25 protein-coding genes and 1 pseudogene are annotated in these 26457 nt (G+C 44.2%); 13 read left to right on the forward strand and 13 right to left on the reverse strand.

Features of this window, described 5'->3' with window-relative positions:
- Window positions 1-103 precede the first annotated feature (103 nt).
- The 3 genes from L4C42_RS01385 to L4C42_RS01395 all read right to left on the reverse strand — a co-directional run bounded on the left by L4C42_RS01385 (window position 104) and on the right by L4C42_RS01395 (window position 4409).
- A complete protein-coding gene (locus L4C42_RS01385) occupies window positions 104-1891 on the reverse strand; it encodes an ABC transporter ATP-binding protein (RefSeq protein WP_353498466.1) in 1788 nt (595 codons plus the stop codon).
- Window positions 1885-3648, reverse strand: coding sequence for an ABC transporter ATP-binding protein (locus tag L4C42_RS01390; RefSeq protein WP_429759011.1), 1764 nt, complete (start codon window positions 3646-3648; stop codon window positions 1885-1887). The genes L4C42_RS01385 and L4C42_RS01390 overlap by 7 nt, the downstream gene beginning before the upstream one ends.
- A 134-nt stretch (window positions 3649-3782) precedes the next feature.
- A complete protein-coding gene (locus tag L4C42_RS01395; protein ID WP_429759013.1) occupies window positions 3783-4409 on the reverse strand; it encodes a DsbA family protein in 627 nt (208 codons plus the stop codon).
- A 145-nt stretch (window positions 4410-4554) separates the two neighbouring features.
- Between L4C42_RS01395 and L4C42_RS01400 the strand changes: the two genes are divergently transcribed.
- The gene (locus L4C42_RS01400) at window positions 4555-5190 is read left to right on the forward strand and encodes an SDR family NAD(P)-dependent oxidoreductase (protein ID WP_429759015.1); all 636 of its coding nucleotides are present in this window, start codon (window positions 4555-4557) and stop codon (window positions 5188-5190) included.
- 47 nt (window positions 5191-5237) lie between these two features.
- Here L4C42_RS01400 and L4C42_RS01405 read toward each other — a convergent pair whose 3' ends face one another.
- The 3 genes from L4C42_RS01405 to cls form a co-directional block, all read right to left on the reverse strand.
- Window positions 5238-5552, reverse strand: a complete 315-nt coding sequence (locus L4C42_RS01405; RefSeq protein WP_112461530.1) for a DUF6693 family protein — start codon at window positions 5550-5552, stop codon at window positions 5238-5240.
- Window positions 5553-5608: 56 nt separating this feature from the next.
- The gene (locus tag L4C42_RS01410) at window positions 5609-6814 is read right to left on the reverse strand and encodes a cystathionine beta-lyase (protein WP_429759017.1); all 1206 of its coding nucleotides are present in this window, start codon (window positions 6812-6814) and stop codon (window positions 5609-5611) included.
- A 116-nt stretch (window positions 6815-6930) separates the two neighbouring features.
- Window positions 6931-8385, reverse strand: coding sequence for a cardiolipin synthase (cls, locus tag L4C42_RS01415; protein ID WP_353498471.1), 1455 nt, complete (start codon window positions 8383-8385; stop codon window positions 6931-6933).
- Between the two features lie 472 nt (window positions 8386-8857).
- On the opposite strand from cls, the gene L4C42_RS01420 reads away from it, so the two are divergent.
- The 4 genes and pseudogenes from L4C42_RS01420 to L4C42_RS01435 form a co-directional block, all read left to right on the forward strand.
- Window positions 8858-10201 (forward strand): sodium-dependent transporter, encoded by a 1344-nt coding sequence (locus L4C42_RS01420; protein ID WP_353498472.1) that lies wholly within the window; start codon window positions 8858-8860, stop codon window positions 10199-10201.
- Window positions 10202-10286: 85 nt separating this feature from the next.
- Window positions 10287-10973 (forward strand): TIGR01621 family pseudouridine synthase, encoded by a 687-nt coding sequence (locus L4C42_RS01425; protein ID WP_353498473.1) that lies wholly within the window; start codon window positions 10287-10289, stop codon window positions 10971-10973.
- A 38-nt stretch (window positions 10974-11011) separates the two neighbouring features.
- Window positions 11012-11944 carry a class I SAM-dependent methyltransferase gene (locus tag L4C42_RS01430; protein WP_353498679.1) on the forward strand — a complete coding sequence of 311 codons (933 nt, stop codon included), beginning with the start codon at window positions 11012-11014 and terminating at the stop codon, window positions 11942-11944.
- 346 nt (window positions 11945-12290) lie between these two features.
- A pseudogene (locus L4C42_RS01435) lies at window positions 12291-12422 on the forward strand (IS5/IS1182 family transposase); the annotation flags it as partial.
- Window positions 12423-12808: 386 nt separating this feature from the next.
- On the opposite strand, the gene L4C42_RS01440 reads toward L4C42_RS01435, so the two are convergent.
- On the reverse strand, window positions 12809-13903 hold the full coding sequence (locus L4C42_RS01440; RefSeq protein ID WP_429759020.1) for a methyl-accepting chemotaxis protein: 1095 nt from the start codon (window positions 13901-13903) through the stop codon (window positions 12809-12811).
- 346 nt (window positions 13904-14249) lie between these two features.
- Here L4C42_RS01440 and L4C42_RS01445 point away from each other — a divergent pair, with 346 nt between their 5' ends.
- From L4C42_RS01445 to L4C42_RS01475, 7 genes are all read left to right on the forward strand, one after another.
- Window positions 14250-15671, forward strand: a complete 1422-nt coding sequence (locus tag L4C42_RS01445; protein WP_418642921.1) for a DUF1254 domain-containing protein — start codon at window positions 14250-14252, stop codon at window positions 15669-15671.
- 128 nt (window positions 15672-15799) lie between these two features.
- Window positions 15800-16696 carry a 3-hydroxyacyl-CoA dehydrogenase gene (locus tag L4C42_RS01450; protein ID WP_429759022.1) on the forward strand — a complete coding sequence of 299 codons (897 nt, stop codon included), beginning with the start codon at window positions 15800-15802 and terminating at the stop codon, window positions 16694-16696.
- 122 nt (window positions 16697-16818) lie between these two features.
- Window positions 16819-17325 carry a magnesium transporter gene (locus L4C42_RS01455; RefSeq protein WP_418642919.1) on the forward strand — a complete coding sequence of 169 codons (507 nt, stop codon included), beginning with the start codon at window positions 16819-16821 and terminating at the stop codon, window positions 17323-17325.
- Window positions 17322-18311: an efflux RND transporter periplasmic adaptor subunit gene (locus L4C42_RS01460; RefSeq protein WP_418642918.1), complete on the forward strand. Its 990-nt coding sequence runs from the start codon at window positions 17322-17324 to the stop codon at window positions 18309-18311. Before L4C42_RS01455 ends, L4C42_RS01460 begins: the two co-directional genes overlap by 4 nt.
- A 72-nt stretch (window positions 18312-18383) precedes the next feature.
- Window positions 18384-19589, forward strand: a complete 1206-nt coding sequence (locus L4C42_RS01465; protein ID WP_418642917.1) for an OmpP1/FadL family transporter — start codon at window positions 18384-18386, stop codon at window positions 19587-19589.
- 123 nt (window positions 19590-19712) lie between these two features.
- Complete coding sequence (locus L4C42_RS01470; RefSeq protein ID WP_418642916.1) at window positions 19713-20636, forward strand: LysR family transcriptional regulator; 924 nt, start codon at window positions 19713-19715, stop codon at window positions 20634-20636.
- A 46-nt stretch (window positions 20637-20682) separates the two neighbouring features.
- Window positions 20683-21576, forward strand: a complete 894-nt coding sequence (locus L4C42_RS01475; protein ID WP_353499489.1) for a LysR family transcriptional regulator — start codon at window positions 20683-20685, stop codon at window positions 21574-21576.
- Between the two features lie 90 nt (window positions 21577-21666).
- On the opposite strand, the gene L4C42_RS01480 is transcribed toward L4C42_RS01475, so the two are convergent.
- The 5 genes from L4C42_RS01480 to L4C42_RS01500 all read right to left on the reverse strand — a co-directional run bounded on the left by L4C42_RS01480 (window position 21667) and on the right by L4C42_RS01500 (window position 25149).
- Window positions 21667-22410, reverse strand: a complete 744-nt coding sequence (locus L4C42_RS01480) for a hypothetical protein (RefSeq protein WP_429759026.1) — start codon at window positions 22408-22410, stop codon at window positions 21667-21669.
- Between the two features lie 620 nt (window positions 22411-23030).
- The gene (locus L4C42_RS01485) at window positions 23031-23219 is read right to left on the reverse strand and encodes a DUF1289 domain-containing protein (protein WP_353498475.1); all 189 of its coding nucleotides are present in this window, start codon (window positions 23217-23219) and stop codon (window positions 23031-23033) included.
- Window positions 23220-23249: 30 nt separating this feature from the next.
- Window positions 23250-23543: a Fis family transcriptional regulator gene (locus tag L4C42_RS01490; RefSeq protein ID WP_353498476.1), complete on the reverse strand. Its 294-nt coding sequence runs from the start codon at window positions 23541-23543 to the stop codon at window positions 23250-23252.
- A 61-nt stretch (window positions 23544-23604) separates the two neighbouring features.
- The gene (locus tag L4C42_RS01495; RefSeq protein WP_353498477.1) at window positions 23605-24474 is read right to left on the reverse strand and encodes a patatin-like phospholipase family protein; all 870 of its coding nucleotides are present in this window, start codon (window positions 24472-24474) and stop codon (window positions 23605-23607) included.
- 216 nt (window positions 24475-24690) lie between these two features.
- The gene (locus L4C42_RS01500) at window positions 24691-25149 is read right to left on the reverse strand and encodes an META domain-containing protein (protein WP_353498478.1); all 459 of its coding nucleotides are present in this window, start codon (window positions 25147-25149) and stop codon (window positions 24691-24693) included.
- A 291-nt stretch (window positions 25150-25440) separates the two neighbouring features.
- Between L4C42_RS01500 and L4C42_RS01505 the strand changes: the two genes are divergently transcribed.
- Window positions 25441-25695, forward strand: coding sequence for a DUF1289 domain-containing protein (locus tag L4C42_RS01505; RefSeq protein WP_353498479.1), 255 nt, complete (start codon window positions 25441-25443; stop codon window positions 25693-25695).
- Window positions 25696-25734: 39 nt separating this feature from the next.
- On the opposite strand, the gene L4C42_RS01510 is transcribed toward L4C42_RS01505, so the two are convergent.
- Complete coding sequence (locus L4C42_RS01510) at window positions 25735-26451, reverse strand: 3'-5' exonuclease (RefSeq protein ID WP_353498680.1); 717 nt, start codon at window positions 26449-26451, stop codon at window positions 25735-25737.
- Window positions 26452-26457 lie beyond the last annotated feature (6 nt).

Below are 26457 nucleotides of genomic sequence, written 5' to 3' on the forward strand. Positions count from 1 at the left end.
GGCAGAGTAACCAAAGCTGGCATTGCGGTCATGAGAATGATGGGTTTTATTAATGATGTCATTAGTAAATGTAGTTTTAACTAATGACATCATCGGAATTGGATTACATATTAATCACATTTATTTGATCTAGGCTGCCACCTTTAGATTCATTTAGCAGACTTGCGTATAGTCCATTAAATTCGACGAGTTGCTGATGATTGCCACGTTCGACAATTTCGCCCTTGTCGAGCACAAGAATAATGTCAGAGTGTTTAATGGTACTTAGGCGATGTGCAATGGCAATGACGGTTTTGTCTTGATACAAACGACTCATTGCTTTTTGGATTAAATCCTCTGTAATGGAATCGACAGAGCTGGTGGCCTCGTCCAGCATCATGATTTGCCCGCCTTGAGCGATAGCCCGCGCGAACGAGATCAACTGCGTTTGTCCAACCGATAGGTTTGCGCCATTTTTGTCGAGTTTAAAGTCGTAATTATTTGGGAGCTGATCGATAAAGCGATCTGCATAAACATAGCGTGCAGCTTCTACAACTTGCTCGCGTCCGACGCTTTGCTTACCAAGCGCAATATTGAAATCAATGCTTTGTTCAAACAGGTGAACATCCTGCATCATCATAGAGAATAGGTGAGCACAATCTTCTGCCGCGATATGTGACAGCTCAATACCATTAAGCAAAATACTGCCTTCATAATCGCGATAGGTTTTCGTGATCAAACGCATGATGGTTGACTTTCCAGAGCCCGTAGAGCCCACCAATGCGACTTGATGGCCTTTATTGAGGGTAAAAGACACCTTGTTGAGCACATAAGGCCCATCCTGTTTATACCTAAAGCTGACATTGCGAAACTCTAAGCTTTGGAACTCTGCGAGCTTTGGCTTTATCTCATCACTTGGTAGCAGTGTATGTCCTTCTTCCTCAAGCGGTTCTACAAATAGCTCCTCAATATGGTCAAAAGCGGCAAAGGAGCTTTGAATAGACGCAATTTGAGAGGTGAAGTCTCGGATCGGAATGAACACTTTCTCAAGTGTGTTGATAAATGCAATCAATACACCTAGCGTAAGCGAGGCTTCAAGCACTTGGCCAGAGCCAAACCAAATCATTAGTGCGATGGTGATCGAGGTGACGCCAGAGATAAACGCGAACAAAATCGCATCGTATTTGTTCACCTTCATCTGCGCAGCTAAAAACTCATCAGTATAGCTTTGGTATTTGGCCTCTACTTCTTGCTCGGCGCGATATAACTGAACGGTTTTTACACCGAGCAGCACTTCTTGCAGGTACCCAATACCTCTCGCAAGGGCAGAACGGGTAATTTGATGCATTTGGCGTAGGCGATTACGCACATAGACGGTTAAATAAATCACAGGTGGCATCACCACTAATACCACCATAGTGAGCTTCCAATCGATAACCAGCATCATGATCAAAAGTGCAATGGTATTTAGACTGTCTCTCACTAGTCCCACAACGGCTTGAACAAACGAATCACCAATGGTTTCTAGATCGCTGGTTAACCGCGACAACGTGATACCAATTGGTGTGTTATCGAAGTAACTGCGCGGCAGTTTAAGCACTCGTGACACCAGCACAGAGCGCATGTCGGCAATGGTGTGTTGACCAGTTTTACGCAAGTTGTAGGCATAGGTGGTATCAACGATGTAACTGACAATCAGCACTGCAACTAAGTAGAGGATAGGGGTGAGCAACCCATCAACGTTACTGTGGGACAGGTAGCCATCGATCACTTGGATAATCAGCCATGGAAACAGCAAACTGCACGCGATGGAGAGCGGCAACATGGCGACACCTATCCACGCCGTACGTCGATAAGGCTGAGCAAACTGGAAGAAGTGTTTGAGGTACTTTACATCTAACCCTTTTAACATGGGTTTGCCTCCGTTTCAGTTTGCTGTAGTAGCCAGGTCTCTTTGTAGTAATCACAGGTTTTTAAAAGAGTCGCATGGTCGCCTTTGGCGAGTACTTTGCCTTCGCTAAGCACTAAAATCTCATCCATATATTCCAAGGCATTGACGCGATGAGAGACGACGAGCACCGATTGATGATCTAATCGAGCAAACAGACCTTCGAGTATTTTCCTTTCTGTTTCGTAATCCACAGCCGAGAGCACATTGTCCATAATAAGCAGATCGCAAGGCTCAAGCAGCGCCCTTGCAATACTCAAGCGCTGCTTCTGCCCACCGGAAAGCATAACGCCTTTTTCGCCTACCACGGTTTGCGCTTTTTGCTCAAAGCGTTCCACGTCGCCAGCGAGTTGACTCAGATCCAGTACACCTTGAACATCGTCGTCGCTAATCGTTCGACTCCCGCTACCGAACTTGACGTTTTCTGTGATGGTTGCCGAGAACAAATATGGATCTTGAGTAATGGTTTTTACAAAGCGTCTCAAATCATTTCGGGAGAAACTGGTGATGTCGCGATCGCCTAGAAAAACTGAATTACTTGGTACATCGAGATGGTGATTAAGACAGTTCACTAGGGTCGTTTTTCCGGCGCCAATGCTTCCTAAAACCCCCACTTTTTTACCTGGTGGAATATCGAAACTAATGCCATCAAGTATAGGAGCATCGTCTTGCGAATAACGGTAGGTGAGATTGCGAACCGAGAAAGCCTGGCCTTTAAGGGTATTAAGCGTTTCTTCTGGCAAGGCTTGGGTGTCAATCTCTGGCACTTCGGCGTTCAAGATAGTTTGACAGCTGGTGATGCCAACCATACCGCGCTGATAGATTGTTGCGATTCGCCCAAGTGCCATTAGCGGTATTGAGAGCAGTACTGAGTAGGTCAAAAATGCGGTGATTTCGCCAAGAGTCAGCTCTTGCTGCATCAACATGTAGCCACCAAGACCTAAGATGAGAATCTTCATAACACTGTTGGCGTAATCCAACACGGGCATGTAGAACACCTGAATGCGAGTCAGCTTCATTTGGCATCTGAGTAGCTTTTGATTTAGCGCGTCGGTTTCGGTTTGCACCCAGGCTCCCATTTGCTGACTTTTTATTAAATCAATGGCGGAAAGGTAGCTCATCAGTTCAGCAGAATACTTTTGTAGACGGCGCATATGCTCCATGTGCAGATCTTTCATCTTGGTAAAACCAATGCGAAAAATCACAAAGGCAATGATAATTGGGATCACCGAATATAGAGTCAGCTCCGGTGAAATGCGCCACATCCATAGTGGAGTTAATGACAAGGCCAGTAGGGTATTAAATAGCTGCAGAAATCCGACACCAAACATCAATCGGATCCCCATTAAGTCATTATTAACAATAGAAATCAGATGTCCCGAAGCAAACTGACTGTGGAACTCATTTGGGAGGCTATTAAGTTTTTTCAGCAGGATGTTTTTTAGCTCAGCTTCCGTTATACGCCCGGGGTTGAGGCCATAAATACGCGATAGTATGCGCGTAATGATCATCGCAATGGCCATAACCACGACGATGGAAACGTAATATTGCAATTGGCCATAGCTTTCGCTGCTGATGCCATCAAGAAGATCGATCGCTAATTGAATGTAGCGTGGGATCTCTACTTGTAACCAGTTAACGAGGAAAATGAAAAAAATCGCTAGCAGATAAGAGGTGCGATTCAGACGCAAAAAATACGCAATAAACTGGGTTTTGGTCATTTGAGACTTTCTTGTCGGTGAAACAGTTGGGTGAAGAAATAATTTGGCTCATCAAATCACATGCATGAATAAGTGTACACGTGACACCCCTAAAAAGCAGCAGACTGTAATATTGATGGTCAAACTATAAAAAGTTAGTGAGAGGTTACTACAGAGCGTACCTGTGACACAGTGACTTCAGGATGTTGGTAATCGACTGGCAGCTCCACAATTGCGTTACCTTTAGATAGAAATAGCGAAGGGAAGCTGTTGCCGCCAATACTGCGAGCAAAAGCGATCTCTTGGAGCAAAGCTTGTTGTGTTTCTTGAGCGGTGAGATCTCGCGTAAAGCGGTTCCTATCTAGACCAATTTCGGTCGCGATGTCGATGAGTACGGAATTATCGCTCGGGTTTTTCGCTTCAAGATAGTAGGCACTTTGTATCGCCGCGTACATTTCAAAATCGGCATCTTGAGCACGAGCAGCAATAATCGCTCGGCAAGCTGGATAGGTAGCACGCCTTGGTTCGTTGAGCGTCCAAAAATCATGATTAAACTCGGTTCCCAAGTAGCTCTCAATTTTGCGCCAGTACTCAGCTATCTGAGTCCGCATCTGAAGGGGCATCGGCGTATCAGTATCTTCAGCCAGCCCACCTAAAACGTAGCGGATTTCTACGTCGTCGTGCAGCGAAGCTTTGATAGCCTCCCACGTAGGTTTATAGCCCCAACACCATGAACACATCGGATCGTAAACGTAGTAAAGAATGAGAGAAGGGGAGTTCATATTGGGTTTCCTAATCGACGTGTCCATGTCTAAGTGCTTACCTTAGCATGGATGGATTTGAGCACAAAGGCGCGTTGTTTGATGCAGATTATAGATTTATCTTGATGATGATGTAAATTGTTCGCATTATCAAAAGGGGTGAAAAATGAAAACAATTGTGATTTTTGGTGCCAGCAGTGGGCTGGGACTTGCTGCGGTGCGTTATTTTGCGAGTCAGGATTTCAATGTTGTTGGTATAGCGAGAAATCCACAGAAAGAAGAAAGCCTAGGCTCACTTTGCCAACAGCTTATTGCCTGTGATGCCACAGATGTTAACGCAGTGGAAGCTGCGGTCTCGCAATTGCCAAAGGACGCTGTTGTGTTGTCTACCATGGGCAGTTTTCGGTCAGACAAACCAGTAGACTACATTGGACATAGGTATTTAGTAGATGCTCTGGAAAGGCAGGGCATTAATCGTCTGTTATTAGTGACTTCGTTAGGATGCGGAGATTCATGGCAGTATCTTTCAGAGCGCGCGCGAGTAGGCTTTGGATCTGCAGTACGAGAGAAATCGTTAGCGGAAGCGTGGCTGGCGAGTAGTTCACTCGATTACACTATTCTACGACCGGGCGGACTTAAAGATGGTGAGGTGACAGAGCGAGGGGAATTGTCTCAACATGTGGAAGTTCATGGTGCGATTCATCGCAGCGAAGTTGCACGCTTAGTGCACCAATTATTGTTGAATGATGCAAGTATCGGTCAAATTTATCAATGTGTTGATCCAACTGTTAGTTACTACTAACGAGAAAAGGCAGGAGAATCCCTGCCTTTTGTGTTTCCAAAATGAGGTTAGTCTACGCGGGTGTTGTTGAGCGCATAATTCCACACACGATAGAAATAGAAAATGTAGCCAATGCCTAACGTCAGTATCGATATCACAAACCACAATAGCACGTGGCCGAGGTCGCTAAACAGATCGATATCGCAATCCATTTTTCGCTCTCTTCCCATATCATCGACCACATAGGTGCGGTTGAGAATGAACTTGGAGAAAGAATAAGGGAAAAAGAACAGTGCGATACCAAAAGTGATGAAACTTAATATCAACCAAATTAACAAATGACCGAGAATATCTAAGATGGCGACGTCGGCTTTGAGTCTCATTCGGATTTCCTTTAGTAAAAAAATGGCTTTCAATCTGAAAGCCATTTAAACAAACATTATTGAGTAACGGTTTTCTCTTGAATCACCGAATTATAGCGCTCAAAACCGGTTTTTAGATCTTCTATTAAATCTTCGACACTTTCCAATCCGATATGAAGACGAACGAGAGTCCCCTCAAAGTTCGGGTTGGCGACGGTGCGCAGTGAGTTAAAGCTCTTTGGCTCATTGGCGAGAATAAGGCTTTCGAAACCACCCCAGGAATAACCCATGCTGAAGTGTTTCATGCCATCCAGTAGCGCAGTAGTCGCTCGTGGGTAGCTCGATTTCAACACGAATGAGAACAAGCCGTTACCGCCAGTAAAGTCACGCTTGAAATACTCGCTGCCAGGGCAAGTATCAAGAGCAGGGTGGCGAACATGATCCACCTCAGGACGCGTGGCTAACCACTCAGCGACCTTTAAACTGTTTTCAGCGTGTTGACGCAGTCTCACATCCAGCGTGCGGATGCCACGCAGGCCAAGATACGCATCATCAGGAGAAACACACTGACCCATAAGGTAGCTCTGCTCGCGTAGTTGATCCCAGTATTTTTCGTGAGTAACAGCGGTACCCAGCATCACATCTGAGTGACCCACGATGTACTTGGTCGCGGCTTGAATCGAAATGTCGACACCATGCTCAAATGGAGAAAAGTTGACGCCTGCTCCCCACGTGTTATCCAGCATAACAATCACGTCGTGCTCATGAGCGATCTTAGCCATACCTGGAACGTCTTGCACTTCCATGGTGATAGAGCCTGGGGATTCTAGGAACAGAATTTTGGTGTTTGGCTGGATAAGATCTTTAATGCCTTGGCCAATCATTGGGTCATAGTAAGTGGTCTCTACGCCCATTTTCTTCATGATGCTGTCACAGAAGTCACGAGTTGGCTCGTAGCAAGTGTCGACCATGAGAATATGATCGCCGGTCTCGACAAAGGCAAGAATCGCATTTGAGATAGCCGCTGTGCCACATGGGTAGAGCGCACAGCCAACACCGCCTTCGATTTCCGTCATCGCATCTTGGAAAGCAAAATGCGTATTGGTGCCACGACGACCATAAAACAGGGTCTTATTGGCGCGATTCACCGTAGCGTGATGCTTTTCAGCGACAGTATCAAAGACAACGGTAGAGGCACGTTGTACTGGCGGGTTCACGACGCCATTTGTCCACTTTTTATCGCGGCCAGCGGTGACAAATTTGGTGGTTTTGCTTTCTGACATTAAGGATCCCTGTCTGTATTCAAACCGCAATGTGTTTGAGATTAATGCTTAGATAACAGCAATAAACCATGAAGGCCAAAGAGTTGCAAGTCTTTGGCCTTCTTCTGTCCTTATGATCAGAGCAGTGGGTTGAACAGGTAGAACAGTCGTTCGAAGAAACGGTGATAGATACTGCGTTGTTTCCACTTGTTGTAGTCGACTAACTCAGCGCTCTCGATGTAGTGGCTTTGCAGCTGATGCATTTCGAGTGTGAAGGCTGGGTCTTCGACCGCAAGTGTTACCTCAAAGTTGAGCCAAAGGCTGCGCATATCCATATTGACGGTACCCACTAAGCAAAATAGCTCATCAATCACCACCGATTTAGTATGCAAAAGACCACCATCAAACTCATGGATTTTCACTCCTGAGGAAAGCAGATCCGTGTAAAAAGCGCGTGATGCCCATTTCACCATCATAGAATCGTTGTTTTTCGGTATCACCAGTTCAACATTAACGCCGCGCTGTGCTGTGGTTTTGATGGTTTCTAATAGATCGGCACTTGGTACAAAATAAGGCGTGGTGATGCGCACGGACTTTTCTGCCTGATGCATGGCAATGGTGAGCACCTGACCAATCAACTGATCTGGCATACCTGGTCCCGATGGTACGACTTGAACCGGTTTCGAGTCCTCTGGAATATCGATTTGGCATTCTGGCTGCACAGGTAGTTGGCGGTCACCGGTTTCTACTTCCCAGTCCCAACAGTGAATAGCAGAGAGCACATTGACGGTTGGCCCTTCAATACGAACCATAATATCAATCCACTGACCAACCCCAGAGCTTTGCTTGAAGTATGCGGGATCGACCATGTTCATAGAGCCCGTATAGGCGACTTCATCATCAATAACGATGATCTTACGGTGCTGTCGCAGATCCAAACGACGCAAGAAAATACGCCATGGTGAAACCTCAAGCCCCTCAACTAACTCAATGCCGCCATCGCGCATCATGGTTGCCCAGTGGCTGCGGAAAAAGGTTGGACTGCCTGCCGAATCCAGTAAAACTTTGACGTTTACGCCTCGTTTTGATGCTTGGATAAGTGCCGCCGCTACTGAGTCAGCCAACCCACCAGGGTACCAGATGTAGAACACCATTCGAATGCTGTGCTTGGCGTTCTCGATATCATCAATGACCGAGAGCAAGATTTCTTGTGGGGTGGTTTGCAACTGCAGTTCATTGCCACACAAAGCGGGAATACCCATGCGCTTGTTGCACAAGTTATCGATCTTAGAAATGTGCGTACCCATATTGTCGGGTACGTGAGCATTACAATGGTTTAGTTCAAAAAACCACTCTTCAAAGGGCTTAAACATGACGCGAGCGCGTTCAGCGCGTTTACGGCCAAGGTTGAGCTCACCAAACATGAAATAGCAAATCACGCCGACCACTGGAATGATATAAATCACCATTAGCCACGCAAGAGAAACACTGACTGCACGCCGCTTGAGCACGACCCGCAATGTCACACCGGCAACGAGTATCCAATACAAGCCAATGCCTGCGAGTGTTAGAAAGTGATAAACCTTGTCCATTTAGCCTCGATAGAAAGACAGTTTTGGAAATAATAATCTCAGAATCAAGTATTTGGAATAGTTAACTGTCTGTCAAATATAACTAGTCACTGCTGTGAGCACTAAGAGTTAACAAACGTGAGATAAAAGTTTATAGCAATGGAACTGATTAGAGCAAAGTATGGCTTAGGGAGGTCATTACGTTGACATTCGATGGTTTAGTGGCCGAACTATAGTGAAATAGAATGCAAAATAGCCAGATAATAGTTTTGGCCTTCCAATTGTAAAGATTACCTGTTTTACTTGCTACCCATTCGCAAAACTCCTATAAAAAATGCACTGTAAATTATATTGTACAGTCTTAATTTGGGAGCTGCTAAGACTTCGCACAAGGAACAATGATTGCTAGTTAGTGATGGTTTGCGTTGCTATTTGTATCAAGGACAGCCAACTTTACATTTCACGTCGCTGGGCGACGGTTTGGTACGAAACAATGACAAGTTCCGATAGAGGACAATTCACTTCCCGCTTTGGTTTTATAATGGCTGCGGCGGGGAGTGCAGTAGGTTTAGGTAATGTGTGGGGCTTTCCAACCCAAACGGCGACCAACGGTGGAGCGGCATTCTTGCTGGTTTACCTGTTTATGATGGCGCTGTTGGCGTTTCCAATGTTGATCGCTGAGCTGACAATTGGTCGTTATGGTCAATCAAACCCAATTGCATCGCTTCGCAAAATATGGGTGAAAAATAAGCCGGTGGCTGCCATGTTCGGTGTTATCGCGCTGCTCACTGCTTCCATGATTCTTAGCTTTTACGCCATTCTAGCTGGCTGGCTAATCGGTTTTGGTCTTGCGCCGATTGCTGATGTTATTGGGCTAAATGGTGTGGCTGACTGGCTAGTGACGTTCGGCACAGCTCGTAACGTAAGCTTAACTGTGCTGTTCATGTTGATGACGGTGTTCGTTGTTAGACGCGGCGTTTCCGATGGGATCGAAAAGTGGTCATCTCGTTTGATGCCAGTTCTTTTTGTGCTTTTCATTGCTCTAATTGGCTACATCTTTACCCAAGATGGCGCTATGGACGGACTGGAAATGTATCTCGTGCCGAAATGGAACCACTTAAATGCTAGTCTTGTGGTTAACGCAATGGGCCAGGCGTTTTTCTCATTGTCACTTGGCGTAGGCGCAATGATGGTATACGGCTCTTACTTAAGTAAAGACATCAATATTCCGAAAACGGCGGGGCAGGTGGCGATCATCGATACAGGTGTCGCGTTTATGGCGGGTTTGCTGATTCTTCCCGCTATGTTTGTTGCTAAAGAAAATGGCGTGCAGATTTTCAATGAGCTTGGTGAGCTTATTAGCTCTGGTAACCTGGTGTTTGTGGTACTGCCAGCGTTATTTGATTCCATGGGGCTCGCTGGTGAAGTCATTGGTATTGCGTTTTTCGCCCTTATGGTTATCGCGGCATTAACATCCTCTATTGCTATGTTAGAAGTGCCAGTGTCTTGCCTTCAAGAAGAAGCGAAGATGTCTCGCAACAAAGCAACCAAGATCTTGGGCGGCACTATTTTGCTATGTAGCGCTATTATTGCTGCTAACTTTAATGCTTTGTTCGACTTAGTAGCGACCGCCTCTACGGTTTATATGCAGCCGCTTCTTGGCGTGGTGTGGGCTGTGGTTCTTGGTTGGATTTGGAGCCGTAACTCACTGCTTGAGGAAATCAGACAAGGCAACCCAGAAATTGAACAGACCTGGTTCTGGAAAATTTGGCCTTGGTATGTGAAGTTTGTGTGCCCGGCGGCAATCTTAATCGTGTTTGCTTATCCTTTCCTCTGATCAGTTATTATCAGAAAACCAAAAGCTGCTCTTCGGGCAGCTTTTGTGTATCATCCGAGCCAAACAATTCAAAGTTACGCCTTTCATGTTCGATATTCAGTTTGAAAATGATGATTTTGTGGTCATCAACAAGCACCCGGGTGTTAGTGTTCACAAAGATGACGGGGATACCATGCTGGTGCAAGAAGTGGCGACCTTCCTTGGTTGTCCGCCTCTATTTTTGGTGCATCGCCTCGACAAAATGACTTCGGGGTTGCTTATCCTAGCCAAACGCTCCGAGGTGGCCGCCGAGTTCTCGCAACTGTTCCAGCAACGTCAAATGGACAAGTTCTATCTGGCGATTGGCAGCAAAAAGCCGAAGAAAAAGCAGGGTACAATCTCAGGGGATATGGAACGTTCTCGTCGTGCTTCTTGGAAGTTGGTAGCAAGTAAGAATAACCCGGCAGTGACACAGTTCTTCTCCTCGGCAGGCGAAGAAGGTGAGCGGGCATTTTTATGTCGGCCATTAACAGGAAAAACTCATCAAATTCGCGTGGCGCTTAAATCAGTGGGCTCTGCGATTGTGGGTGATCCCATTTATGGCCAGAGCACAGGCGTTGATCGCGGCTATCTTCATGCTTACGCGCTGCGCTTTACCCTTTTTAATCAAGCGTATGAGTTTATCAGCGATCCAAGAAACGCAAAACTAGGTAGTAAATGGAACAGCGCAGCTTTGAATAGTGCAATTGAGCAATGGTCTAAACCGTGGGAGTTAGTATGGCCGAAGAAATGATTTCATCACAAGACAATCAAGAGCCACAAGGTCAAGTGATGCAGGCCGAAAAGTTGGGGGTGTTCTTCGAACAAGTCAAGTCCGCTTTAGCTTCTTCGCCAACTGAGGTTCGCCGTTTGTTTCACGGCCGTGGTAAGTGTTTCCCTGGTTTAGAGCAATTGACTTGTGATTGGGCAGCGAATCAGTTGTTGGTGAACTTGTTTAAGCCTGTTGATGAGATGTTCCTAACGACACTGCAACAAGGTTTAATGGAGTTAGCGGTTTCAACTATTTGGGAAAAGGCGCAAGGTAAAGCGATAGTACTGCAACACCGATACAGCGATGGCGCGCCTTCAGAGGTGCTTTGGGGTGAACTCAATAACAAACCTGTGGTTGAAGAGCTAGGTTGTCAGTATCAACTCGATATTGGTCGCAACCAAAACTTCGGTCTGTTTCTTGATATGAGAAATGGTCGTGAGTGGGTGAAGTCTAAAGCGGAAGGTAAGCGTGTTCTTAACTTATTTGCGTACACTTGTGGCTTTTCAGTCGCGGCGATAGCTGGTGGTGCCGAGCATGTGGTTAACGTCGATATGGCGCGTTCATCGCTCAACAAAGGGCGCGACAACCATCGCCTGAACAACCACGATCTTAGCCAAGTGAGCTTTCTTGCCCACGACATTTTTAAGTCTTGGGGGAAAATCAAAAAATATGGCCCGTATGACATTGTCGTGATTGATCCACCGTCATTTCAAAAGGGCAGTTTTGCGCTAACCAAAGACTATAAGAAGATCTTAAGACGTTTAAATGAGCTGATGACACCTAATGGTGAGGTGATGGCGTGTGTTAACTCGCCAGCGGTTACTCCGGATTTTCTGATTGAAGGCATGGCTGAGGAAGCGCCGCAGTTGAGTTTTGTCGAGCGTTTACCAAATCCTAAAGAGTTCGCGGATGTAGACCCGGATGCAGCCTTGAAGGTGTTGCTGTTTAAATAGTGAAAATAGCACTCTATGAGTGCTATTTTTTGGTCTGAAGACTAGAAGGTAGGTGTTGATGGACAATATTGTTGGTTCAGATTTGTGCTTCTATGTCTCGAATAGTGAGATAGGAATAGCAACGTTTTAACATTGGCGGTACAGCCCAAATTCTCGTCATTCCGCACTCGATGCGGAATCTACCTAACACGCTTACCGAAACGTTATTTGGGTGCTGCCGTTGACTGTCATTGCCTCACATTGCCTCACATTGCCTCACATGGTTTCTAGCTCACTTTTGGACAAAAGTGTTTTAGGTGTGTCGTTCTACAACAGTACTACCAGATTAGAAAAAGTATCTTGAAACCTTAAAAGTTTGTATGGAGGGCAATTGAGCTTAAGAGATTACAATGCTCAGGTGGGTGAAACTTACGCGATGATAAAAGCGTTGAACAAGCTTACTGGGTTAGGTATGCCTGAAATTGATCGTATTGACTAAGAAACACCCGAAACGGGCGGCTCTGTTTCTATACTGAATTACGCAACAAAGCCAGGATCAGATCGCACGACTTGGAAAAGGTTCAACTGATTTAGGCAACAACACCTTTCGAAAGGAACTCATTGATGCACTGTAACTTGATCAATTTGTTTGGCTCCCCCATGAATTCATTAAGGCGGTAACAGTCCCTCTCCAAATCTTTGGAAAGCCGTTCTTCTTTCTACACACGAGGCAACACTGTAAACGCCCCATGAACCCAAACCCACGGGGCGTTTACTAAACAAAAGAGATCGACCCAACCTGGATTATTTTAGGCTGGAACTGATAAGTAAGGAGGCAAAAATTTTTTAGCTGTCAGGGTTGGGCTGAATGAGTAAAAATGAATGTTATATCGTTTCAGTTTCGATAATTTCATTCATTAAACGATCGATTCCAAAGACAACTTGTACACTTGCGTCTTCCATAGCTTTAACTGACGCTTTTACCCCCTCAACATCACCAGATGCTGCTTGATTCAGTGCTTTACGACCATTGTCATGCACCTCTTTATGAGGCTTTTCAAGCAATTGATAACTTCTCAGGTGGTTGTAAACTCTGCCATCTCCACGATAATACCATTGACCTAAGCGACACTCTGAATGAGTATTGAGCGTTTCGTTAAAGGTTCGACTTTGTAGCAAACGATAAATGTTAACTTTCCATAAAACGTGGCCTAGCTTCACTGAATCTAAGAAAGCGCGAGTGGAAGCAATATAAATAACTTGCTTCATATGTTCCGACTTTACAACGACTTCATTCACAATAGCGCTGATTTGAGCAGAAGATGCTGAAACTTCTTCTGCACAAACTTGGTTTTCATCAATAGAAGCTTTAATTGTACTTACTTGGATTAAAACTTGTTTTACCAAGGAATCAATTTTTTCACTGGCTTTGCTTGCCTTACCCGCAAGGGTCCTTACCTCATCTGCTACGACTGCAAACCCACGTCCAGCATCTCCTGCGCGTGCGGCCTCGATGGCAGCGTTTAATGCAAGCAAATTGGTTTGGTCAGAAATCTCTTGAATGGTATATACAAGGCTCGAAATAGCCCCCGCAGTGTGATCTAATATATTCACAGACTCAAAGCTTTGAGAAGCTTGAGTGCTGATACTAACAGCGCGATTGTCTAGACGGACTAATGCTTGGTGTGTTTGCTTAAACATATCATCCATTTGTTGACGTTCTAGGTTTTCACGAGCCATCGATCTAGCATTTTCAATCATTCCCGTTTGAATAGTTTTGAGCATATCTCCGCCTTTCAAACAATCAGATAGCATTTCATTGCTGTCTTGTTGCTCTTCCTGTACTGATTGAACGAGCTGTTGGGACTTTTGAAGCTGATTTTCGAGGGAGCTCACATCCGCATTGTATTTCTTTTTTAAATCTACTAACTCTTGTTTGAGTTGTTCATTTTCTAATTTAAATCGTTTAATTCCAAACATAAAATGCCTATCACAAGTAGGAAAGTTATTTGGGAAGGCAATTTAGCAGTTTTAGTATGAAGAACAATACCAAACCTTGATGCACAGAATTAATAGCATTCAAACATCCAATAAACCAAGAGTGAACAATTAAATTAAAGCGTATATTAATTATGCTTTTACATTATTTTTCAACAGGTTATAACAAGAAAGAAATGGAGTGTATTATCTAAATTTCGCCCTAGATGGATGTTATTCGATTTTCGACTAACTCTAAGTCGATCCTAATTCTATTAATGCTCAGGAAAAGTTCATAAATTAATCCCGTACCAATTATTAATCATAAATAAATCTTCGGAGATTAAATATGTTAAAGAAGAATAAATTGGCTCTGGCCTTAACGTTGACTCTTTCGTTAGGTGCTGCTTCATTAGCCGCTACCCCTGCAATCGCTGGCACGAACGCACAAGTATTTTCAACTGAAGTGACTCAAGATCAAGCACTTCAGATCGCTTCAGAAGCGTACGTTTACGCATACCCTATCGTTCTAATGGATGTGACTCGCGAGCAACAGCTCAACAAAGGCGTTCCTGTGAATGGTGGCTTTAAACACTTCCGCGCATACCCAGACGCATCGTTTAAAGAGGTAGTTCGACCTAACTTTGATACGCTGTACTCTGTTGGTTGGTATGACGTATCTGAAGAGCCTGTGATCATCTCTTCTGAAGATACTAACGGCCACTACCACCTTCTTCCTATGTACGACATGTGGACAGACATCTATGCTTCACCAGGTTCTCGTACATCAGGTACAGACGGTGGTGCATTTGCAATCGTTTCTGAAGATTGGGAAGGTGAACTTCCAGAAGGCGTAACACGCATCGTTTCTCCAACCACAATGAACTGGATGATCGCACGTACGGAAAGCGACGGTCGCGATTACGACAAAGTGGGTAAAATCCAAGACGGCTTTAAGATGACACCACTTTCAAAGTGGGGTACAGACTACGTAGCGCCAAAATCACCAATCGACCCTAGCATTGACATGAAAACGCCGCCACTACAGCAAGTTGCGCAAATGGATGCTAAAGAATTCTTCCAACGTGCTAGCGACCTAATCGTTAAGTACGGTGCTCATGCTACTGATGGCTCACAATTGATGCGTTTAGAACGTATCGGCTTCTCTGCAAACACTGGGTGGGATCTAGATAACCTCTCTAAGTCTGAACTCGCAACACTTGAAGCTGGTGCAGCAAAAGGTCAGCGCGACATTAAATCTTACGTGCCTAAGTTTGAGACGCCTCAAAACGGTTGGTTGATCCCATCAGACACCATGGGTGTTTACGGTAACCACTACATTCGACGTGCGATGATTGCGCTAATCGGCCTTGGTGCTAACCACCCAGAAGATGCCGTTTACCCATTGGCGATTGCGGATGCAGATGGCGACAAGATGGTGGCTGAACAGAACTATCAACTTCACTTTGAGAAAGATGAGCTGCCACCTGTAGGCGCGTTCTGGTCAGTAACCATGTACGACGAAGAAGGCTTTGCGGTTCATAACGAGCTTGACCGCTTTGCTATCGGTGATCGCAATGAACTGACTTACAACGATGACGGTTCTCTAACTCTGTACATGCAGCATGAGCGTCCATCTGCAGACAAAGTGTCTAACTGGCTTCCTTCTCCTGAGAAAGGGGCAATTGGCGTAACCATGCGTCTTTATGAGCCAGAGCAATCAATCCTAACAGGTGAATGGATTCCACCAGCGATTGAAAAGAATAAGTAAACGCGAGCCATAAGCCGTTCGAATTTTAATTAATAAGCCGATAACTGTCCATCGGCTTATTTTATTTCAGACACATGAATTGACTCACCATATTAAAGCTATATTGATGAGTTATTAGAGATAATATTATGAACATTAACAATGTAACGATTGCTGGCGCTGGACTTCTTGGTTCTCAGGTTGCTTGGCAGATCGCGTTTAGCGGTTTTGAAGTCACGGTTTATGATTATTTTGATAAGGGACTGGATAAGAGCAAAACACTCCATAAGGAGTACGCAGAGTTATTTGTTTCAACGAGTGGCGCCTCTCAAGAACAAGTTGATGAAGCACTTGCTCGGCTAAAATATACGTCTGATCTATCAGAGGCAGTGAAGGATGCAGATTTAATTAGTGAATCCATTCCAGAGTCTGTTGAAATTAAGCAGTCATTTTATAAAGAGCTGTCTAAGCTTGCCCCTCAGAAAACCATTTTCACTACGAATTCCTCAACCTTGGTTCCAAGCCAGATTGTCGATAGCATTGACCGCCCAAAAAAATTCCTAGCTTTACACTTCGGTAATACGGTATGGGACAGCCGTATCGGTGAGGTGATGGGGCACCCAACAACATGCCCTGAGGTATACAAAGTTATCTGTCAATTTAGCAAAGCAATGGGCATGGTGACTATTCCGCTGCATAAAGAACAGAGCGGATACATCATCAATGCTGTCATGATTCCGTGGATCAATGCTTCACTTGACTTAGTCGTGAACGGAGTGGCGGATTTTGAGAGCGTCGATAAAACCTGGATGCTGGCTCACAACGTTGAAAGAGGCCCGTTCGCCGTGATGGATATCGTTGGACTCTCTCTTGCTGCTGATATTAACAGGTTATGGGGAGAGCAACTCAACGACGAGGCTGCACTCGCTCGTGCAAAATACCTAGATGAAAACTATGTTAAGCAGAACAATTTAGGTGTTAAAGGAGATGAGGGTTTTTACACATACCCTAATCCTGCTTATAAGGACGCGGACTTTATTCGATAATCATTAGGGGTAAACTTCTGTACTGACGTTTATCCCTAAATGTATGCCTAAACGAGAAAACCATAAATTATCGGATGGATCAACTAAGTAATTAAACTGTCTTTAGGTATAAAGGGCAAAATATGAATATCATTAAGAAAATATTCACTGTCATCTCGACAATATTAATAATATTAACCAAATTCGTATTATTCATGATAGTCATGCTTGGTGGTGCGTATTTACTGGCTCCCATGGGGAGGGTTAACTCAAAAGACATTGAAATGTCACTTTTCACAAATACCCCCAATGAAACCATAATGCTACTACTCAATAGCGAGTACTTTAGTGGCTACCTCTTTGCTGTCACCATTACTTTTGTATGCTTTGTCGGTTACCTATTCTGGCAATTGCACGAAATTGCCGTGCACAAAGAGCAGAACAATAAGAGCATCCATATCCAATTGGTTTCCGCTCTCTCTTTATGTGGCTTGTTCATTCATAAAGCGTGGTGGGTTGTTGCCGTCATCATTGCATTTGCAAATTGGAAATATATCAGCGCCTCTTTGAGCCAGATAATTCGAAATGGGCTACGTACAAATGATGTGACATCAAATACAAACACGACAAAAAGTGAGGTCTCACAATGAAAGAAATTATGATCCCTTATATTTTGTTGATGTGGATACTTGTCTCAACAGGGGCTATTAGGTGGACATTAAAAAGCGCGTTTTGGATCATCTCGGGCGGTGCTTTCATCCTAGTATTTCTTGGCATTGTTTCAAGGCTCTGGGCTCCTGTCGACTTTTCTTACTCTTCAACGGTCAAAGCACCTCACTCGATTTTATCCCCTCTTATTGGCGAGCAAGTTGATCAAATTTACGTCGACCATAACCAAATGGTAAAAGCGGGTGATGTCATTTATACACTCGTTGATACCGACTCAGAGGCGATCATTGAGCAAACTAAATCGGCAATCGTTCAACAAAATGAACTCATTGCCCAAATGGAACGTGATATAGAGCGTAGTAAGCAATCTCCCTCTATTTTTAAGGCTCGTGATATTGAAGATTATCAATCTCAATTGAGGGTGTCAGAAGCAAAATTGACCTCACTTCACGCGGATTTAAAGCGAGCTCTATTCACTCAAGATCGTAAAACCGTGACAGCACCATTTGATGGTCAAGTATCGGTAGTCAACATCGCTAATGGCAGCCGTGTCGGTAACATGCACATTTATGATACTTCGCGAAAATTTATGGAGATGCGCATTCCCGATCAAACCTTCCGTTACGTAAAAACAGGACAGTTTGCTGAGTTTTATGTGGATGCGTACCCCGGTGAAGTCTTTCGAGCAAGAGTTCATAGCTTTACCGCCGGCACAGGTGAAGCCTCTGTGTCGCCGATTCAAGGCCCTCAGAGTGTTAGGCAGCATGTCGGTTCCAATACCAGTACTCATGGACGAACGATCATACTCGAAATATTTGAGCCAGAAGGGAAAGTCATCCCTATTGGGGCAACAGGTTCAGCATGGATAGCCGCGAGTAAGCCTCACCCTTTACTTGGTTTTATTGACGTAATAGGAGCAGCAACAGTTCGGCTTCATTCGTATAAGTCGTATCTAAACGCTCTGTAACCAACCCCATTTTAAGCGCTGATATCACTCGATACAGCGCTAAGTTACACCCAAATTTTGAGAAATTTATCCATGAGATATACATATTTAACTGCGCTTATTTCGGCGTTACTTTCCACGCATATCCATTCTGCCGCCTATGTGTTTCCTGAACTGGGCATGATGAGTGTCAGCACAGCAGGCGCAGGTGCACAAGCCATTGCCGAAGGTGCTGAAACGGCTTTTGCTAACCCAGCAAGCATGACTAACATTGAGCAAAGCACGATTGCATTTAACCTTGAAGGGGTTATTTCAGATATCAACTACACCGATACCGGCTCTACGGGGGCTTTTGCTGGTGGAGAGCACTATAGCGAAGCTGGAACGACTATGCCTGCGGGTTCTTTCTACTGGGTAACACCAGCCAATGATACGGTTTCCTTCGGTCTGGCCATTGCCGCTGCGGGTGGTTCAGCGCTTGATTACGGAAGTAACTTCTCGGGTGCTCAACTTGTCACCGATACTTCGTTAATGACCGTACAGATTAATCCAAGTCTTGCGTTCAAAATCGACGAGCAACTCTCCGTGGGTGTTGGCTTGATCAGTGAGTTTGGTAAAATCGAACAGAACATGACCTCTCGCAACAATGAGCGAAAGTTAACAGGCAGCGGAGAAAGTGTCGAGTTTGGCTATACCTTGAGTGCTTTTTACGAGCTCAATGAAGCCCATCGATTTGGCGCTTTTTATCGCTCTGAAATCAGTCATGATATGGATGGTGATTTTAAAGGCGATAACCTACTCAAGCCGGCATCTTTTAACATCGTCATGCCTAACATTATCAGTATCAGTGGTTATCATGCTCTGTCCACAAAAACGGCTGCCCTATGGAGCGCAAGTTGGAGCGATTTTAGCAAAATTAAAGAAACAACCATCACTTTGCCTAACACCAGTGCCGCGATTAACAGACAATGGGAAGATACCTACTCTTTGAGCCTTGGTATGCACTATAACCTTGAATCTCAATGGCGATTAGAGACGGGGGTCACTTATGAGAGCTCGCCACAAGATGATCCAACTTTACAGGCTCCTGATGTCCCGACCGGCGAAGTGTGGAAGTTTGGGGTTGGTACAAGCAAAGACATAACCACGGATTTACGCATGCAGTTATATTACGAGTACTATTACGGTGGTAGCTCAGACATCATTTATTCACTTGATGGGCCTGCAAATAGCCAATTAAAAGGTGAATATGATGCCGCGATTCATTACCTTGGTGTGCTGTTTAATTACAAAACTTAATCTAAGATATTGCCCATACTATAGAAAGTATTGCAGATAAAAATTAACGTATGAACGCCAATGTGGGTCAACTTGGCCCACATTGGCTTTATACTCAATAGGCCGGATTTTTTGTAGGTTTTTATGAATCTAAATAGATTAGAACAGTTGGAAATACATCATCTAAAAGTGTTTATCTCGTTGTATCAAATACGAAACACCACTAAAACCGCCGAAAGTTTAGGGTTGAGTCAATCGGCTATTAGCCGTACATTGAAAAAACTTCGAGACACCTTAGACGACCCTCTGTTTACTAAGACAAAATCTGGATTAGCCCCAACAGAGTATGCTGATCACCTTTACTCTCGAATGCCTAATGCACTTGAGGCTCTATTATTGACGTTCCAACCCCAAGAGTCTTTTAACCCTGCTCATTTGACTGAAGAGCTACGCATTGCCCTGCACCCTTCCGCGCTTGAACTCATTGGTACCGAGCTTTATACCAAAATAAAATCTGAAGCTCCTAATGTAAAACTCCGCCTCGACAATTGCGATTCAGGCACGATGAATGGCCTGCTCAATGGCAATATCCACATGTCACTGAATCATGAAATCCTAGACCAACCTAAAGAGATATACAGCAAGCAACTGTTTGTTGACGAGCTCTGCGTGTATGGACGAAAACAGCACCCGTTAGCCAATGGAGCCCACACGCCACAAGAGCTCGATCAGTTTGATCTTGCTGTCTGCATAGGGACTGAAGTTGAAAATGGGATGAAGATTAAATCGCAAGCTGAAATGATAACGGAGAGAGAATATGTTATCGATCTACGATGTGGCGACTTGCAAACGGCGGTGAATATCGTATCAACCTCAGACACGATTTTAGTCGGTTCAAAAATGTATCTTGCTCGCTATCCTGATCTTCTTCAAAGAATAGACCTGAGTTTCTCAAAAACGATTGAAGTCCCATTCTCTATTTCTGTGCTGCAAAAAAACCGCAATCATAGCCTGCATGTTTGGCTAAAAAACATGGTCTCAGAGCTGATTGCAGGAAAAGTCAAATGAACCTCATTCACGCTTAAATAAAGCTTCGAAACGGTAGAGTCGTACTATGGTTGATTTAAATTTACTCAAAACATTCTCTGCAATTTATAAAACGGGAAGTGTCCGAGGTGCGTCTGAAATAATGCACATTACTTCATCAGCGGTCAGTCATGCGCTCAGCAAATTACGAAATGAGTATAACAACCCGCTTTTCGTCAGAGAGGGAAGAGGGTTAAAGCCAACAACATACGCAGTGGAACTCTACAAAGAAGTATCACCACACCTCACAGCTCTTGAAGGAACCAAAAAAATATTTGAAACATTTTACCCAGAGACAAGTGATAGAACCTTTTTTATCGCAGGAGATTCAGACCTCGACCTCTGGTATTTTCAAAAATTATTAAAAATCTCAAAGCGCGCAGCACCCAATGTGAATATCGTCAAGTATAGAAGTGAAAACCGCGAAGAAATTTTTAACAACGCATTAAGTATGCGTAAGGCTGATGTGCTTATTTCATTCGTCAACTCTGAAAATCGCTCTTTTGTTGTTGAACAAGTGGCGACAGATAAAATGGTTGCGATTGCCAACAAGGACCACCCTCGAGTCAATGGACATCTGACGCTTCAGACATTCCTTAATGAAGAACATGTTGGTTGGAGTCGACCAGATATTGATAGAAATACATTTGAGGAGCTTATTCAGGATAAAGTGCCTAATGTAAACGTGACATATGGTTCAACAGCTGCAATGAATCTTATTTTTATGGTTTCCGAAAGTGACTGGCTCAGTGTCATTCCTGAGTACCTGTATGATAAAACCAAGGAGCTAAACTTGGTTCAACGTTTTGACTTGCCGTTTAACTGTGATCTTCTCCCGCTTTATTTAATCAATCACAACGCAACGGAAAGAGATATGGGGGTCCAGTGGCTAAAGGGAGTGATCAGAGAGTCATTTGCCTAGATCTTTCAATGTTCACGGCAGAAAAGTGAATAACAAAGAAACGGTTTCGCTTACATGAAATTGACATGCAAGCGAAAATTTTCACCGTGATTAGAAACGGAAATCAAAGCCGATGGTACCCGTGGTCTCTTCAGATTTGAATGTTGAATTGTTAATCGCAGTATAGCCAGTCGGCTCAATTTCAATTACATCGTACTTTACTTCAAAGTAGATATTTAGAATGTTGTCACCCAACTTTGTCTTGATACCTTGTAACCACATTAAGTTAGCGACATTCATTTCAACACCATCAAACGAAGACCCAAGATTGGCGTTGATTACAGTATAGTGGTTAGCGTTCCATGGCTTTAAAGCATAGAAGTTCACAGACCCCATGTGAGCCGAGTCGTCATTGCCGATCACTTGTTCAATCAACGTTGCACTTGCTCCTCCAAGTCCTTCAAGGGTGCCGCAGGCATTCACAACAGAAGAGTTTGCGAAATTGCATGCTTCATTAGCCACTTTCGCTAAACCATCGGTATCGAAATCCACATAAGTGTAATTGACCGACGGAAAAAGCATTAAGTTATCGCCAGCATCCAACGGAAGCATGTAACCTGCCGAATAGAAGTCAATCGCATCGCTAATATGATTGTAGTCAATGTAAACACCACCAAATCGCTCATCAAAGTGTGCGGAACGAAGTCGGGCATTTTCTGAATCTGTGTAGTATTCAATTAAAACATTCGTTTGTGTCTGATAGTCAGTATCAAAAAGATTTGAACCACCTCCACCAACAGCCAGTTTTATCTCACCCTCATTTGAAGCCCCTATGCCTGTTTCGTGGATCCGCATCGTGAAACTCTTCTTCTGCCATTACTGTTAATGGTGTGCTTGCTAGAAGAACCCCACAGGTTAAGAGCGTTAGTGATTTTTTATATTGATTCATAATGACCCCTCAAGAGTATTTGCAATTTTTATTCAAGCGTCTTCGTGTGACACTTAACTTGATGAGTCAATTATTGCTCTCTGATTTAATTGAAAAAAGTTACTTAGATTTCAGGCTGAAGTGAAATTCATTCACTAGTTATTTCCCTTCTAATGTGTATGGTAAATTCATAAACTTAGTGTGGCCATAGTAACCGTTAGCGGTTTCCCTCCTGAAAAATACCTCACAAAGCACGAATTAAGACTGTACTGCTTTCTTTTATTCGCTCTCAACAAATTAAAACCACTGAAAATGGTTACTTTTCAGTGGAGATTTATCATTAGTTTTTTCAATGCTAAATATTATGAGAGGATATTGACGAGCAGCATCTTTAGCAAAGTTTGGGGCAAAACCACGTTTAACTCCGAAGCAATTACTCGCGGTGACTAGATTCCTGCCTGTGCAGGAATGACGGAAATATTGGTGCTGGGTCATTTTCGAGTTAGGCTGGCGAACTCGAATGTGGGCAGATTTAAGTTGGGAGTTTTCAATTATCTCTACTCGCATTCGTTTGCAACAATCTCTTTTTAAGTTCCTTCTGAAGTGCCTTTGTTGCGTAAGGCTTCATGTTTTTCCATTTTTGGCACTCTTCCCGAGTTCTACCGCAACCCAAACACCATCCTTTGGAACTTGAAAAATTACAGACGCCAATGCAGGGACTTTGTTGCTTCTTCATACCGTATGTCTCTTTCGCGTAATTTAACTTTTAACGTGTTTCGTAATTGATTTGCTTACCCACGTTTTTTATTTGTACGCCAACCTGATTAAACGCATTTTGGATGCTAGTTGAAACGTGTTGCTGGCCATCGCTTGTCAAAAAGTTGGTTCTATCTTGGTTCGATTCGAATACACAGATAATTTGTAAGCTCTGTGGGAAGGACTGGAATTTGACCGTGTGAGTCACCCAAAGAAAACCTTCGTAGTTTTTTAGCGTACCTTCACAAACTTCGGTCAACACTTCTCTGATTAGATTATCAATTTTCTTATCAGATTTACGCATCAAGAAAACTTCCTATTTATAGTGGGTGAGTAACTATGATGGCATACTTACTCATCCATTATTAGCAAAAGTGACACTCTTCCTGTCGATACTCGAGTTTACCTGTCAGATGATTGACATGGCTTCGCCCTTCTTCCATACCCATTTCATAGCCTTTATCGAGTAGAGCTTTTTTCATCGTTAAGCGCTGCACAGGAAAGTCCTCGGTTGGGGTGATGACTCGAACCACGCAATCTTTGGGTGGGTTTTTAATAAACAGCAGCGAGTCATTGTAGTTTTCAGCACGTTTTGCCAGCGCTAGCCCAATGTTTGGATGCTTCGTGAATAACTTTTTCATTAGCCAACCTGCTTTAGGCTTTGGCATTTCATAGCTTAAAGGGTGCGATAAAATCACAGTGATGTCTCTTGCTCCGCGGCGATAAGCTTCACGTACTGGAATCGAATCAGCCACGCCGCCATCGGTGTAGCAGCCGCCATCAAAACAAGGAGTCTCTTTGTAGGCAAGGGGCAGCGAAGCGGTGGCTTCAATAGCCTTGGCGATATTGTCTGGCGTGATTTCGTAGTAATCGGGACGGCCAGTGGCGATATTGGTGGCTGCAGCGATAAAAGGAGCCGATGTAAACACGCGCTCCAGATCCAAAGGAAATCGGCGATTAGATTCTTCATAGAGCCATTTCACATCGACCAAATGGCCGCCAGAAACAAATCGACGTGGGTTGTAGAACTGTTTGCTGGTCGCCAACTCAGTAATGACTTGATAGCTTCGAGTTGGTGCATTGCCTAAGTAACTAAGTAGGTTGGAAGCACCCGCAGAGACGCCGAGAACAAAGTCATAAGGGCGATAGTCTTGCTCTAAAAATGCATCGAGTACGCCGGCTGCGAAAATGCCGCGCATGGCGCCTCCCTCGACAATGAGTGCTTTGGTGGTCATGGGTAATCTCGTTTGGTTCAATATAGCAATTCAATATGTCGATAAGATACGTGCTTTGCTGTGCGAGAGATAACTGGATGTGGTTATTCTTCCAATAGGCAAAACCAATGTTGTAAAACCAATGTTGTAAAGCAAAGGTTGGGTAAGAGCCGAGGGTAGGGAAGGGATACAAAAAGGCCTCGCATAAAGCGAGGCCTCCTAGATCATGTGTTTGGCTTAGTTTACCCAGTCTTTTAGCTCAAATGTTAGCGTATGCGCTTGGCCTTTAAGCTCTAAACCGTTCTGAGTGACAGTGATTTCACTCCAGTCAGAAAGGGTTTGAGAAACGGTTCTTTCGATGTCCATTGCCGCGCCTGGGCACATTTTCATCGTCATACCCATTTTTTCAATGCGGAACTGACCGTCTTTCAACTCACCTTGACCGAAGAAGTTATTACAACCTGCGTTGCCGTTGGCTGTCATTTTTTCACCGATTTCTAGGCGTGGCGCTTCGCTTTGCTCTTCGATTTGAATTGGGTTGCCATCAATTTGAACCAGATTCCAGTTATGGTGCTGAAGATCCTGAGCGGTAACGGCTTTCATTGGCTCCTCCTGCTTAGCATCGTTTGCGGCACAAGCCGTCATAAGAACTGGAAGCGCAACAGCTGCGAGTACCTTCTTAGAAAAAATCTTCATATTTATTGCTCCAACTAAATGAAATTGCTGACTAGCGTATCTAATAAAACACTGTTTTTTGTCAGGAGTAGGTTATCTTTAGTATAGTGGGATTTCAACCTAGGATGTGGAAGTTATTGTATATCCATGTTGCAGGTATGGCTACTGACCGATAATTCAGACTATTCTTACTTTCTGAATTTTAAGCTTTGTAAGGTGGGTGCTAGAGTAATTGAAGGGCGAAAACAGAGGTATAGCGAGGCAGAGCAATATTTGCCAGCCAGATTAATGATTGGATAGCAAGGAAAGTGAATGGAACAGCTTGAGTTTTTTACCGTGCCGAGTCCTTGTGTTCGAGTTTGTACGGTGGATGAAAGGGGGTATTGCCAAGGATGTATGCGCAAGCGGGAAGAACGTTTTAATTGGCTTTCTTATACGTCGGCACAGCAGCTGCATATTATCAAACTTTGTCGGCAGCGATATCGTCGTAAATTAGCACAGGGTAAAGTCCCTGTGCCAAATAAAGTTCTCGAGGAGGAAACAAGCCCGCAGCAGGACTTGTTTTAACTAACACCTAAACCCAAGAATTAAGGCAAGACCGAGGTGTCAAAGCCAATAGTCACCAAGTACTTTGGTTTCATTGTCCTGATAGGCCATTTGCGCCTGAAGCAACTCTGCTGTTGCAACAGCATCCATCAGAGCGTGGTGAGGTGGGTAGTCTGGCAACCCATAGCGGCGACGTGTTTGACCTAAACGCACCGAATCCGCACGCTTACCTTTGAGCTTATTGACTATGCCCGCCGTTAATTTCTCTTGATAGTCCGACTCTACCTGCATGGTGTCGACAACTGGGAACTCAATACCTTCACCGAGCATTTTCTTCAATGCACAGTTTAAAAAACCGCGTTCAATGGGGCGGTAATGCACTACGATGATTTTTCCAGCTAAAGCGTTGAGCACGTCGGCCAATATCTCATTCAATGTAGGCGCATCAATCAAGTCATTGTGGGTGATGCCGTGAATGACCACAGACTCTTCTTCGAGTTTAGCTTTTGGTCTTACTGTCCAATGAGCGGCTTGACGGAGTTTAACTCGAGAGAGTGTAAATGGGACTAAACCAATCGACAGAATCCCATCTTTTTCTGGGTTAAGTCCTGTCGTCTCGAAATCCAAGGCAACAAAAGGCACTTCATTCAAAGGGGTTTCTGGTGACGGTAAGCCTGCAGCATAAAAGGCTTTGAGCCTGTCATCTTTGGCACGCTCACTAAGTTGTTCGAACTTACTGTTCCATTGCACTGCCGGAGCTTTAAGGAGCTTCTTTATCATATG

It is taken from the genome of Vibrio wakamikoensis, assembly GCF_050337275.1.
GTDB lineage: Bacteria > Pseudomonadota > Gammaproteobacteria > Enterobacterales > Vibrionaceae > Vibrio > Vibrio chaetopteri.